Annotated in this window: 11 protein-coding genes; 4 read left to right on the plus strand and 7 right to left on the minus strand. The window is 71.8% G+C overall.

Annotation, left to right across the window (positions count from 1 at the left end; genetic code table 11):
* Window positions 1–30 precede the first annotated feature (30 nt).
* From Val02_RS32320 to Val02_RS32335, 4 genes are all read left to right on the plus strand, one after another.
* On the plus strand, window positions 31–1254 hold the full coding sequence (locus Val02_RS32320; RefSeq protein ID WP_203903062.1) for an ROK family protein: 1224 nt from the start codon (window positions 31–33) through the stop codon (window positions 1252–1254).
* A gap of 225 nt (window positions 1255–1479) precedes the next feature.
* Entirely contained in the window at window positions 1480–2916 is a 1437-nt protein-coding gene (locus Val02_RS32325) for a GMC oxidoreductase (RefSeq protein ID WP_203903063.1), read from the plus strand.
* Window positions 2917–2954: 38 nt separating this feature from the next.
* A complete protein-coding gene (locus Val02_RS32330) occupies window positions 2955–3719 on the plus strand; it encodes a DinB family protein (RefSeq protein WP_203903064.1) in 765 nt (254 codons plus the stop codon).
* Window positions 3720–3820: 101 nt separating this feature from the next.
* Window positions 3821–5392 carry a GGDEF domain-containing protein gene (locus Val02_RS32335; RefSeq protein WP_203903065.1) on the plus strand — a complete coding sequence of 524 codons (1572 nt, stop codon included), beginning with the start codon at window positions 3821–3823 and terminating at the stop codon, window positions 5390–5392.
* 3 nt (window positions 5393–5395) lie between these two features.
* Here Val02_RS32335 and Val02_RS32340 read toward each other — a convergent pair whose 3' ends face one another.
* The 7 genes from Val02_RS32340 to Val02_RS32370 form a co-directional block, all read right to left on the minus strand.
* The gene (locus Val02_RS32340) at window positions 5396–5578 is read right to left on the minus strand and encodes a hypothetical protein (protein WP_203903066.1); all 183 of its coding nucleotides are present in this window, start codon (window positions 5576–5578) and stop codon (window positions 5396–5398) included.
* A 9-nt stretch (window positions 5579–5587) separates the two neighbouring features.
* A complete protein-coding gene (locus tag Val02_RS32345) occupies window positions 5588–6745 on the minus strand; it encodes an ABC transporter ATP-binding protein (RefSeq protein ID WP_203903067.1) in 1158 nt (385 codons plus the stop codon).
* Window positions 6742–8487, minus strand: a complete 1746-nt coding sequence (locus Val02_RS32350) for an ABC transporter permease (protein ID WP_239153504.1) — start codon at window positions 8485–8487, stop codon at window positions 6742–6744. The genes Val02_RS32345 and Val02_RS32350 overlap by 4 nt, the downstream gene beginning before the upstream one ends.
* A gap of 71 nt (window positions 8488–8558) precedes the next feature.
* Window positions 8559–9593: an ABC transporter substrate-binding protein gene (locus Val02_RS32355; RefSeq protein WP_203903069.1), complete on the minus strand. Its 1035-nt coding sequence runs from the start codon at window positions 9591–9593 to the stop codon at window positions 8559–8561.
* Between the two features lie 142 nt (window positions 9594–9735).
* A complete protein-coding gene (locus Val02_RS32360; protein ID WP_203903070.1) occupies window positions 9736–10449 on the minus strand; it encodes a response regulator transcription factor in 714 nt (237 codons plus the stop codon).
* Window positions 10446–11366 carry a sensor histidine kinase gene (locus tag Val02_RS32365; protein WP_203903071.1) on the minus strand — a complete coding sequence of 307 codons (921 nt, stop codon included), beginning with the start codon at window positions 11364–11366 and terminating at the stop codon, window positions 10446–10448. The genes Val02_RS32360 and Val02_RS32365 overlap by 4 nt, the downstream gene beginning before the upstream one ends.
* A gap of 37 nt (window positions 11367–11403) precedes the next feature.
* On the minus strand, window positions 11404–12306 hold the full coding sequence (locus tag Val02_RS32370; protein WP_203903072.1) for a fructosamine kinase family protein: 903 nt from the start codon (window positions 12304–12306) through the stop codon (window positions 11404–11406).
* Between the last annotated feature and the right edge of the window lie 70 nt (window positions 12307–12376).

A 12376-nucleotide genomic window follows, 5' to 3' on the forward strand; every position in this document is an offset into this window, starting at 1 on the left:
TAAGTTCGAGGTGTGTCTAAAATGCGGCCCATGGTGAGCATGCCGGGGGTCGAAGCCGTCGTCGCCGTGCTGCGCGCGGTGTCCACCGGCGAGGCGCCCAGTCGAGCCGCCGTGTCACGCCACCTCGGTGCGGCCCGCTCGACGGTGGGGCTGACCGTGGACTACCTGCTCGACCAGCAGCTCCTGGTCGAGCGGGCGCTGCACGACGGTCGCCGCGGCCGGCCGATCCAGGCTCTGGCGCTGGGGCCGAAGGCGCCGCTCGGCGGCCTGATCGAGTTCGGGCCGTACCGGACGATCGTCGCGGTCTCCGATCTGAGCGGCGCGATCCTGGCGCGGCACAGCGTTCGCACGGCACTCGCGTGCGGGCCGCAGGAGGCGATCGACGGCGCCGCGCTCGCCATGGACGAACTGATGGACCGGCTCGCCTCGCCCGGCAGCCGGATCACCCAGGTCGTGGCGTCGATCGGGGCACCGGTGAACGTGGGCGCCGGCTCTGTGGCGCGCTCCAACAACCGGTCCCGCGCGGTGCCGTTCCCGTCGCTCGGCTGGGAGGAGTACCCCGCCGCCACCTACCTGTCGCAGGTCTTCGGCACCCCCGCGGTGCTCGAGAACGACGTGCACCTGCTGGCGATCGGCGACGCGGCCGGCCTCGAACGGGACCGCTTCCCGCTGATCCGGCTGCACGCCTCGATGGGGCTGGGCGCCGGGATCCTCACCGACCAGGGGGACCTGGTGCGTGGCGTGAGCGGGCTCGCCGGCGACGTCGGGCACCTGGTGGTGGACGGCAGTTCCGAGCGGAGCTGCTGGTGCGGCAAGAGCGGCTGTCTCAGCAACGTGGCCAGCATCTACTCGATCGGGAAGGATCTCGGGCTGCCGTTCGGGTCGGAGGCGGGGAGCGATCTCGTGCAGACCCTGCGCGAACTCGTGGCCACGGGCGACGAGGCGGCGATCCGCCGGATCCGCGACGCGGCGGACGTGGTGGGACGGCTCGCCGCCATTCTCGTCGACGTCATCAACCCGGGACGGCTGGTGCTAAGCGGCGAACTCATCCACCTCTCCAGCGACGTCCTGGCCCGGGTGCGCACCGGCGTGTACGAGCGCTCCCTGCCGCTGTCCAGCCGCCATCTGCAGGTGACCGTCTCGACCAAAGACGCCGACGGGGCCCTGCCCGGTGCGGCGCAGCTCGCGGCGTCGCTGATGCTCGCGCCGTCCGGAATCGACCGCGTGCTGCGGGGCGGTCGGCCGCCGGCCTAGGTATTTAGTTCGATTCAGTGCATTAAGCTGTCGTTGACGATCCTAAATCGCGCTCCTACGGTGAGCCGCATGGACACCCCCACAGCGACCGGCCCGATTTTCGTCGGTCCGGGAACCGGCCGGCCGATCCCCACGCGGGTGGATGTGCTCATTGTCGGTTCCGGGCCGAACGGGGCCGCATATGCGCGGGTGATAAGCGATTCACATCCCGGTGCGCGCATTCTGATGGTCGAGGTCGGTCCCCGCCTGACGACACTTCCGGGACTGCACACCCGCAATATCGCGGATCCGGAAGAGGCGCAGCGGGTCATTCGCGGTTCGGAGGGCGGCAACGACACCCGCACCGCGCAGATCGGCGACCATCTGAGCCAGGGTCGTCCCGGTGCGGTTCCCGCGGCGGGCACCTTCTTCGTCGACCGCGCCGCCGCGGAAGCGAATACGCCCGGGACTCTCGCGGCCGCCGCGATATCGTCCAGCGTCGGCGGAATGGGGCGGCATTGGGCCTGCGCGACCCCGACCCCCCATGTCTCCGAGTTGCCCTCCTTCATTCCGGAACAGGAATGGCGTGCGTTACTCGCGCAGAGCCGCAGCCTGTTGGCCACGAGCGAGCGGCCCCTGACGGACTCGGCGGATTGGCGCGAGTGCCTGCGCCGGGTCTCCGGCGTCTTCGACCGGCGCCTGCCCGCCGGCCGGCGCACCGGGAACATGCCCGTGGCCCGGCGGATCGGGCCCGACGGCACCGTCGTGTGGTCCGGTACCGACACCGTCCTCGGCAGGCTGGCGACCGAGCGACGCGAGACGTTCACCATCGCCGCGCAGACGCTCTGCAGCGAACTGCTCGACCACGACGGTCGCGTCGCGGCCGCCACGCTCCGCTCCCGGGTCGACGGCTCCACCGTCACCGTCTCCGCGTCGGTCTTCGTCGTCGCGGCGGACTCGCTGCGCACCCCGCAATTGCTGTGGAACTCGGGAATCCGCCCGCGGGCGCTGGGACGCTATCTCGGCGATCACACGATCACCGCCGGGATCTTCACGCCGGAGTATCTCGACAAGCCCGAGGACGTCTCGGCGGTGTTCGGCGCCGGACGCACCCTGAACAACACCACCGGCACGCCGTCGAACGGGCTGGGCACCGTGCCGTACAACCCGGACACGCATCCGCTGCACAGCCAGTTCGGGCAGGCCGCGATCTACCACGAGGGTCGGGCCCGGGGCGAGGGGGTCACGATGTTCGGCTACATGCTGCCGAAGGAGGCCCGCTTCGAGGACCGCGTCCGGTTCCGTGCCGACCGGACCGACCGCTACGGCATGCCCGCCATCGAGTTCGACTACGGGCTGACCGACCGCGACCGCGAACTCGCGGCGCTCGCCTCCGCCAACATCACCCGCGCCGCCGAGGCCCTGGGCGCCTCCGGCGTCGTGGGCGTGACGCAGCCGCACGGCATCTCCCTGCACTACCTGGGCACCGTCCGCATGGGTGCGCGGGACGACGGCACCTCCGTCTGCGACAGCCGTTCCCGCGTGTGGGGGCACGACAATCTCCATGTGGCCGGCAACGGGGTGATCCCGGCCGAGCTCAGCTGCAACCCGACGCTCACCAGCGTCGCGATGTCCGTCCGCGGGGCGCGGGCCGCGTGCGCGACGCTCGAATCCGTTGTCTGACCATTGACGCTGCGGGGCGGATGCGGGAGGTTGTCCCGATGTCTGCTGCGTACACCGAGAGTGACCAGTTCCGGGGGGCCCGGATCCACCTGTGCGATCTCGCCGGCCTGGAGATCCGCGACTGCGATGTCAGCGGCCTGAAGATCGTGGACTGCTACGGCGGCGAGGTCTACGTCGGCGGCGGCTTCGAGCGGGTGGTCGTCAACGACGTCGACGTGACGGCCTACGTCGAGGCCGAACTCGACCGCCGGCATCCCACGCGGGTGCTGGCGCGGGAGGCCGCCTCCTGCTCCGACTACCGGGCCGCCTGGGACGCCGTCGAGGCGCAGTGGGCGGCGACGCTCGAACGCGCCCGGCTCCTGCCCGAGGCCGCGCTGCACGAGCGGGTCGACGGCGAGTGGTCGTTCGTCGAGACCCAGCGGCACCTGCTGATGGCCGCCGACGCCTGGCTCGGCAACGCGGTGCTGGAGGAGGAGGCGCCGTTCCACCCGCTGGGCCTTCCGCACGGCGGGATGCCGGCCGACGCGACGGCGAAGCTCGGGCTCACCGTCGACGCCACCCCGACGCTCGACGAGGTCCTCGCGCCGCGGCACGCCCGCATGGCCACGATGCGCCGCGTCGTCGACGGGCTCACCGACGCCGAGCTCGACCGGGTGTGCGGCCGCAAGCCGGCGGACCCGTATCCGGACCGGGAGTACGTGGTGCGCCGCTGCCTCACGGTGGTGCTCAAGGAGGAGGCCGAGCATCACCGCTACGCGGTGCGCGACCTCGCCGTGCTCGAGGCGGGTGCCCGGACCGGGTGACGGCGCCGGCCGGGCGAAAGGGCTGAGTCGCTCAGGTCCGTCCCGCGACGTCCGATGAGGAGGCTGCCCGAGCCCGTCCTGCCGTAGCAAGGGGCACCGCCATGGCCGCTGACGTGCGTCGTCCCCCGAACGCCGACCCACCGCCGCCGCGCTGGTACGCGCGGGAACGCGGTGGCGCCTGGCGCATCGTGGCACTGATCGTCTACGGCCTCGGCGCGTTCGCGGTGCTTTTCGAACTCATCGGCCGGTTCACCCCGGGCACCGGCGCACCGGACGGCGGCACCGCCGTGATGCTGAGCTGCCTGGCGGCGTTCACCGTCGCCACGGTGGTCTTCACGACCGTGGCCGGGTTCAACCGGGCGCTGGATCGGCGCACCCGCACGGCCTGGCGACTGATGGCGGTGAGCAGTGTGCTCTCGCTCGCCGCGGTCGTCGCCCGTGGCATCTGGCCGCCGGGGAGCGTCTTCCCGGCGCCGGGCGACGTGCTCGGGCTGGCGGCCGGGCCGGTGCTGCTCGCCGGGCTGCTGTGGTTCCCGTTGCGTTCCCAGTCCCGCCGGGACCGGCAGCGCGCGCACATCGACGCCGCGCTCGTGGCCGTCGCGGCCGGCATGGTGCTGTGGTACCTGTACGTCGGGCCCAGTCTCACCGGCGACGCCGAGCTGAACCTGCTCGCCATCGCCTACCCCGCGAACGACCTCATGCGGGTCTTCGGGGCGACCCTGGTGCTCCAGCGCGGCGCGGCGGCCTCGGTGCGGCGGCCGATGGTGCTCATCTGCCTCGCGCTGCTCGCCTACATCGTCGCGGACGTGGACCTGGGATACCAGCAGGTCCGGCACGGCAGTGTGCAGCCGTCCCACTGGCAGTACGCGCTGTGGCTGGCCGCCGGCGCGCTGCTCACCGCCGCGCCGGTCGAGCAGTGCCTGCGGGCCCGGACGCACCGGCTGGCCGCGGACCAGCGGCGCGACCACGTCGTCGTCAGTCGGCTGCCGTATCTGGGCATCGTCGCGGCGTACGTGCCGCTTCTGCTCGCCGCGCGCCGCCTGCCGCTGGCGCCGTTCGGCGGGCTCGTGATCGGCGCGCTGATCGTCACCGCACTGGTCGTCGCGCGTCAGGTCAGCGCGCTCCGGGAGAACTCCGAGCTGATCGCGACCGATCCGCTGACCGGCCTGGTCAACCGGCGGCGGCTGTACCAGGCACTCGACCTGGCCCTCGCCCGCAGCACCCGCAGCGGTTCCGGGATGGCCGTCATGCTCATCGACCTCGACGGGTTCAAGGAGGTCAACGACACGCTGGGGCACGAGGCCGGGGACCGCCTGCTGGTCGCGTTCGGCGCGTTGCTGCGCCGCAACGTCCTGGGCACCGACACCGTCGCGCGGCAGGGCGGCGACGAGTTCGCCATCGTGCTGTCGAACATCGACACCCAGGACCAGGCGGCCGCGGTCGTGCGCCGCATCATGACGGACATGCGCAATCCGATCATGCTCGGCGACGCCCCGGTGTGTGCCCGCGCCAGCATCGGCATCGCGCTGTCGGACGGCACCGTCACCGACGCCGACGAACTGCTGCGCCGCGCCGACACCGCGATGTACCGGGCCAAGCGGCGCAAGGGTACCGAGGGCGCGCAGTTCGAGTTCTACGGCGCGGAGACACCCGAACCGCTGCAGAGCGTGTAGCTCCTACCGCCGGCGTTCGGGCGGTTGCCTGCCGGCGGAGCCGAACGACGCCGCGGCGACGAACAGCGGTGCCAACCCGAGCGTGTACACGACGATCCGCGGCCATTCGAGCACCAACGCGAGGAACAGGCACAGCGCGAGCGACACGACGCCCGCGAGCAGGATGATCAGGGATTTCCGGAACACGGCTTCTCCTCAGTCGGTCGGTGCGGTTCGGTCGGGTCCGGTCCAACTGCCGTTGAGCACGTAGGACCGGTCGGGGCGGAGCGTGATCGCGACGTTCGTGCCGACGTCGATCAGGGCGTCCGGGTCGGGTCCCGCCTCGGTGACGTGCAGCGTGCCGCTGATCGTCTCGACCTCGTAGTCGACGCTGTGGCCGTGGAACGTGGAGCGCAGCACGGCGCCGATCCCCGCGTCGCCGGCCGGCTGCAACGAGATCGTCTCCGGGCGGATCATCAGGTAGGCCGGCGAGTTGGCCCGCACCGCCGGATGGGCGGCCACCCGCAGGCGTTCGCCCAGGGCGTTGACCAGTGCCGCTCCGTCGGTGACCTGCTCGGGCACCACCTCGACGAAGTTGGCCCGACCGATGAAGTCGGCGACGAAGATGGTCGCCGGCCGGAAGTAGATCTCGGCCGGCGTCGCGACCTGCTCGACGCGTCCCTTGTTCATCACCACGATGCGGTCGGACATGCTCATCGCCTCGTCCTGGTCATGGGTGACGTACAGGCTGGTGATGCCGAGCCGGCGCTGGATGCGGCGGATCTCGGCCCGCATGGCGCCCCGCAGCTTGGCGTCCAGGTTGGACAGCGGCTCGTCGAACAGCAGCACCGTGGGCTGCATGATCAGTGCGCGGGCCAGGGCGACGCGCTGCTGCTGGCCGCCGGACAGTTCGTGCGGGAAGCGGTTCTCCAGGCCGACGAGGTTCATGCTCGTCAGCGCGATCTGCATGGCGGTGCGCACGTCGTCGTGGTCGTGGCGGCGCAGCTTCAGCCCGTAGGCGATGTTCTCGCCGACGCTCAGGTGCGGGAAGAGCGCGTAGCTCTGGAAGACCATCGCCATCGTGCGGCGCTGCGGCGGGGTGCGGTCGATCGACGTTCCGTCGAGCAGGATGTGGCCGCTGGTGGCGGTCTCGAACCCGGCCACGATCCGCAGCGTCGTCGTCTTGCCGCAGCCCGAGGGGCCGAGCAGGGTGATGAACTCGCCGGGTCGCACGTCCAGCGTCACGTCGTCGACCGCGGTGACGGCACCCGACTTCGACGCGAACGTCTTGGTGAGCCGGTCGAGCCGCAGCGCTCCGGCGTCGGTGCCGGCCTTCGGCGGTACGAGGCGTTCGCCCGAACGGGTCGTCGTCATCGTGGCGTCCTTCCGGTGGGCGCGGCGGTTCGGTGCAGGACCACGGCGCCGCCGATGAGCAGCCGGATCAGTCCGAACCCGGCGAGCACGACGGCGGTCAGCACGGTGCAGTAGGCGAAGGCGACCCCGTAGCGACCCGTGTTGGCGGCGCTGAGGATCTGCGAGGTGATGATCTTCGTGTTCGGGGTGACCAGGAGGATCACCGTCGAGATCGAGGTCATGCTGCGGGCGAAGCTGTAGCTGAGGCCGGTCAGCAGCGCGGGCCGGATCAGCGGCACGACCACCCGGCGGAAGGTGCGCACGGAGCCGGCGCCCAGGTTCATCGACGCCTCCTCCAGACCGGGGTCGAGCTGCGTCAGGGCGGCTCCGCCGGTGCGCAGGCCGGCCGGCACGCTGCGGGTGATGTAGGCCAGCACGATGGCGAGCGAACCGCCGGCTATCGCCGTTCCACCGACAAGGCCGGGAAGGACGAGCAGGTCACCGACGTAACGGTCCGGTCGGTAGGCGAGGAGATATCCGATGCCGAGAACCGTGCCCGGTACGGCCACGCCCAGCGTGCCGGCGAAGTCCAACCAGCCGGCGGCACGGCGCAGCCGGCGGGTCACCAGCCAGGCGATGAGGAGCCCGAAGAGCCCGGCGACCGGGGTCGCGACGGCGGCCAGCAGCGTGGTGTCCCGCAGCGCCTCCCGGCCGGCGCCCAGCACCACCTCCCGGAAGTGTTGCAGCGTAAGGGTGTTGTCGACGCCGAAGACCCGGGTGAGCGAACCGAGCAGCACGGTGCCGTACAGGCTCACCACGATCAGCGACACGAACACCGCCAGCGCGAGGATCGGCCACCGCGCCCAGCCGGTGATCAGGTGCACGGTGCCGGACGGCTTGCCGGTGATCGTGGTCCGGATCTTGCGGCCGAGCCAGTACCGCTGCGCCAGGAACAGCGCGACGGAGGGCACCAGCAGGATCAGGCTGTAGACGGCGGCGCTGGTCGTGTCGTACTCGCCGGTGACCGCGAGGTAGGCCCGGCTCGCCAGCACGGTGTAGTCGCCGCCGAGCGCCAGCGGGTTCGCCAGGTCGGCGATGCCCTCCACGAACAGCAGCAGGAACGGCGCCGCCAGTCCGGGGGCGAGCAGCGGCAACTGCACGGTGCGGAAGATCTGCCAGCGGCTCGCGCCCATGTTCATCGCGGCCTCCTCCATCGCCGGATCCAGGCCGCGCATCATGCCCAGCATGCCGAGATAGGCGACCGGGAACAGCGACAGCGACAGCACGAGCACCAGACCGTCCAGGCCGTAGATGTCGTACTCGACGCCGAGCAGCCCGTGCGTCACCGCGCCCTGCCGTCCATAGAGGACGATCGCGGCGGTCGCCACGGCGAACGGCGGGCTGACGATCGGCAGCAGCGCCACCACGTGCAGGATCCGCTTGCCCGGCACGGCGAGGCGGGTCTGCACGAAGGCGAACAGGAACCCGATCGCGGTGCCGCAGGCCCCGACGAGCAGCCCGAGGACGAGCGTGTTGCGCAGGATCGCGAGATCGGTCGACGAGGTGACGAACTGCGCGTAGCGGGGCAGGGCGCTGCCCGACAGCGCGGTGGACAGCATCGCCGTCAGCGGCACGACGCTGCCGACGGCCACCAGCAGCACGCTCGCGACGAGCGCCACGGTCACGCCGACGTCGCGCGAGCGCCGGCGCGGCCGGTTGGACGGCGCGGTCTCGACCGGAGCGGGTGGGGGCGGAACGAGCATGGTCACGACGGGACTCCCGGGCTCGGGCGGGGCCGGTCGGCCGCCCGGCAAAGCGGCCGACCGGCCGGGGGTCAGGACTTCGGGGCCTGGGCCACTTCGGCGTCGAAGCGTTTGGTGAGGTCCTTCTTCGCCCGTCCCGCCGCCGCCACGTCGTAGTCGACGAGCTTCACCGTGCGCAGGTCGACCGACTTCTCCGAGACCTTCGCCCGCGGATTCGTGGGAACCTGGTACGACTTCACCGACGGGCCGATCTCCTGCGCGGCCGGCGTCAGCGCCCAGTCGACGTACCTGCGGGCGCTCGTGGAGTTGTGCGCACCGCGCACCAGCGCCACTCCGCCGACCTCGTATCCGGTGCCCTCGGCGGGGAACGTAACGGTGAGGTCCTTGAATCCCTGTTCCTGGGTGGCCACGCAGTCGTGGGAGAAGATGACGCCCACGCCGACCTCCCCGCGGGCGGCCTGCTGGGCCGGTGCGATGCCGGACTTGCTGTACTGCAACACGTTCGGGTGCAGCCGTCGCATGTACTCCAGCGCCGCGCCGGCGTCGCCGCCGTGCAGGGCCACCTGCGACCACAGCATCGTGTACGCGGTGCCGGAGGTGGAGGGGTGGGCGAGGCCGACGTTCTTGCCGAGGCCGGGGCTGAGCAGGTCCTGCCAGGACCGCGGGGCGGAAACCTTCTTCTCGGCGAGGATCCGGCTGTTGTTGCAGAAGCCGAGGACGCCGACGTAGACACCGGTCCAGGTGCCCGACGGATCCTTGTACCGGTCGGAGATCGCGGCGGCGTTGGCGGAGACGTACGGGTCGAGCAGGCCCTGCTCCCCGGCGGCGACGAAGCCGTCGGCGGGACCGCCGTGCCAGACGTCGAACTCCGGGTTCGCCTTGCCGGCCTGCAACCGGGCGACCGTCTCGCCGCTGGAGAGCCGCACGAACTCGGCCTCCACCCCGGTCGCCTCGGTGAACCGGTCGGTCATGGCCGCGCACCACTCCTCGGTCGCGCCGCAGGCGACCACGACCTTTCCCGCGTCCTTCGCGCCCCTGCCGCCGGCGTCGGAACGGGCGCAGCCCGCGGCGGCAGCGAGCGCGGCAACGGTCAGCAGTATCGACATGGCCCTGAACCGTGGGTGTGGCAGCGGTGCCATCGACTCGACCTCCTCCGGCGGGGACCCGCGCACCGGCGGGATGTCGCCAACGTAGGCCGCCCGGGACACCGCCGCGGTGACAGCGCGGTGGGCGCGGGTGACAGGGCTGTTACCGCTGCGGCGGCTCCGCCGGCTCGTCCTCCGGCTCGGGCGGCAGGTCCGGCATGACGTATCCCGCGCCGCGAATGGTCTGCACGTAGGCGGTGCCGTCGCGGTCGCCGGAGAGCCGCGAGCGCAGCCGGTACACCGTCGACTTAACCACGTCCCGCCCGCCGATGATCTCCGTGCTGCCCCAGACCGCGCGCAGCAGGTCCTGCCACGACTGCGGGTTGCCGCGGTGCACCGCCAACTGCAGCAGCAGCTTGAACTCGGTGTACGGCAGTTCCAGGCGCAGGCCGGCCAGGGTCGCCGAACGGGCGCCCGGGTTGATCACCAGCCGGCCGACGCGCAGCACGGTGCCGGTCTCCCGACGCCGCACCAGCGCCGCCGCGCGCAGCGCGACCTCGCGCGGGTGGAACGGCTTGGTGACGTAGTCGTCGGCGCCCCGTTCCAGCCCGGCGATCACGTCGTCGTGGTGGGCCAGTGCGGTCAACAGCATGATCGGCACGTCGGAACGCGCCCGGATGCGTTCGCACAGCGTCAACCCGTCGATCGTCGGCATGAGCACGTCGAGCACGACCAGATCGACCTCCCGCGAACGCAGCAGGTGCAGGGCGGTGGCGCCGTCGTGGGCGACCAGGACGCTGAAGCCCTGCGTCTCCAGCGCGTACCCGATGATCATCGTCATCTGGGGCTCGTCGTCGACCACCAACGCCGTGCTCATGGCGCGCTTCCCCCGTTCGCGGCCGGCAGGGTGAACAGGAACGTGGTGCCGCGCGCCGAGGCGGTGTCGACCATGATGGAACCGCCGTGCAGTTCGACGATCGTCTTCGTGATGACCAGCCCGAGACCGGTGCCGTCCTCCAGCGGGCGGCCGGTGGCGAAGCGCCGGAACAACTGCCGGCGCTGCTCCCGGCTCATCCCCGCCCCGTCGTCGGTCACGTACACCGCCACGCCGGTGTCGACCGCCATCACCCGCACGTCGATGCTGCCGCCGATCGTGGTGAACCGGCTGGCGTTGGAGACCAGGTTCGTCAGCGCCTGGGAGATCAGCAGCGGATCGGCGGGGATGCGCGGCGCCACCTGCGGTGTGTCCAACGTGATGTGCTGTCGCCGCTGGGCGCACAGCGGGCGCATGGCCGTCACGACGTCCCGGGCCAGCACGGACACGTCCGCCGGTTCGAGCCGCGGGTCGAAGAGCCCCGCCTCGATCTTCGCCTGGGTCAGCAGGCTCTCGCACAGCGCCACCACGTTGGTGCACTGGTGCCCGATCACCTGCAGGAACCGCTCCTGCTGCGGCGTCAGCGGGCCGGGCGTGCGTTCCAGCAGCAGGTCGGCGGCGCCCTTGATCATGGTCAGCGGGGTGCGCAGCTCGTGGCCGAGCGCGGCCACCTGCTCCGCCCGCCGCTCCACCTGCTCCGCCAGGACGTCCAGCTCCGCCCGCTGCGCGCGGGTGACGTACCGCGTTCCCACAGAGGCTCCCACGACACCCGCGGACAGGGCGGCCGACGCGGCCGCGAGCGCCCACCAGCCGGCGACGGCGAAACCGGCGACGGCCGCGACGCCGGTCGCCGCCGCGCCCCATGCCACCGGGAGCGTCCGGGACACCACCCGGTCCGCCGGCGCACCCCGTCGATCCACGGCACCGCCCTTCCCCGATGGGGGCATTTATAGCCGGTCAGGTCCTGCCGCGGAACGGCGCCAGCGTGGCGCGGATCGTCTCGGCGGCGCCCCAGTCGTCGTCGAACTGGGCCAGGACCGCCAGGTGCTGCCGAAGCTGCACGATCGGCATGCGGGTGCGCCAGTCCCGATCGAGGCCGGTCAGGTCGGCGTAGACGTCGAAGAACCGGCGCGCCTCCGGCGGCGGCACCGTGATCCACAGATGGGCCAGGTCGACCTCGGCCCACATGTACGACACCGCCGGATCGATCAGCGCGGCCCGCCCGTCCGCGGTGGCCAGCACGTTCTGGGCCCACAGGTCGCCGTGGGTCAGGCAGGCCGGCCGCTGCGGCAACAGGTCGGGCAGCCGGGCGCACAGGCGTTCCAGCGCGCTGCGGTCGGCGGGATCGAGCGCCGCCTCGACGCGCGGTTCGGCGAGCCAGCGCAGCAGCCGGTGCTCGGCGAAGAAGGCGAAGCCGTCGTCGTTCCACGTGTTGACCTGCCGGCGGCGGCCCAGCCAGTTGTCGCGGTGCCAGCCGAAACGGGGGTGCACGGTGCTCGTGTGCAGGCGGGCGAGCGCGTGGGCGAACCGCTCCCAGAAGGCCTCGCTCGGTGGGCGCGGGTGCAGCAGCGACAGCACGAGCAGTTCGTGGTTCGCCACGATCACCTCGGGGGTCGGCAGCCCGCCCAGGTCCCGCAGGGCGGCCAGCCCTTCGGCCTCGGCGACGAACGCGTCGGCGCTGTGCTGTGCCTCCGGGAGCGCCTCGGTCGCTGGGAATGCCTTGACGAAGACCGGCGGTGCGTTCTTGCGGACGGCTATGGCGGCGAGGGCGGCCAGTCCGCCGCTGACCGGTTCCACGGTGACGACGTCGTGGATCCCCGCGCGCGACAACCGGTCGGTCAGAAGTGCGGTCGCGGGCATCGGCGGTGGACTCCTCCGGTCGGGATCCTTCTTGCCGCTGCGGACCGCGCAGCGGGTTGGTCGCGAATCC

The sequence above is a fragment of the Virgisporangium aliadipatigenens genome (assembly GCF_016863615.1).
In the GTDB taxonomy this organism is placed as follows: domain Bacteria; phylum Actinomycetota; class Actinomycetes; order Mycobacteriales; family Micromonosporaceae; genus Virgisporangium; species Virgisporangium aliadipatigenens.

Bases quoted from the DNA above. Each gene is read 5' to 3' on its own strand.
- Val02_RS32320 (WP_203903062.1), top strand. From the start codon at position 31: ATGGTGAGCATGCCGGGGGTCGAAGCCGTCGTCGCCGTGCTGCGCGCG.
- Val02_RS32325 (WP_203903063.1), top strand. From the start codon at position 1,480: ATGGTCGAGGTCGGTCCCCGCCTGACGACACTTCCGGGACTGCACACC.
- Val02_RS32330 (WP_203903064.1), top strand. From the start codon at position 2,955: ATGTCTGCTGCGTACACCGAGAGTGACCAGTTCCGGGGGGCCCGGATC.
- Val02_RS32335 (WP_203903065.1), top strand. From the start codon at position 3,821: ATGGCCGCTGACGTGCGTCGTCCCCCGAACGCCGACCCACCGCCGCCG.
- Val02_RS32345 (WP_203903067.1), bottom strand. From the start codon at position 6,745: ATGACGACGACCCGTTCGGGCGAACGCCTCGTACCGCCGAAGGCCGGC.
- Val02_RS32350 (WP_239153504.1), bottom strand. From the start codon at position 8,487: ATGCTCGTTCCGCCCCCACCCGCTCCGGTCGAGACCGCGCCGTCCAAC.
- Val02_RS32355 (WP_203903069.1), bottom strand. From the start codon at position 9,593: ATGTCGATACTGCTGACCGTTGCCGCGCTCGCTGCCGCCGCGGGCTGC.
- Val02_RS32360 (WP_203903070.1), bottom strand. From the start codon at position 10,449: ATGAGCACGGCGTTGGTGGTCGACGACGAGCCCCAGATGACGATGATC.
- Val02_RS32370 (WP_203903072.1), bottom strand. From the start codon at position 12,306: ATGCCCGCGACCGCACTTCTGACCGACCGGTTGTCGCGCGCGGGGATC.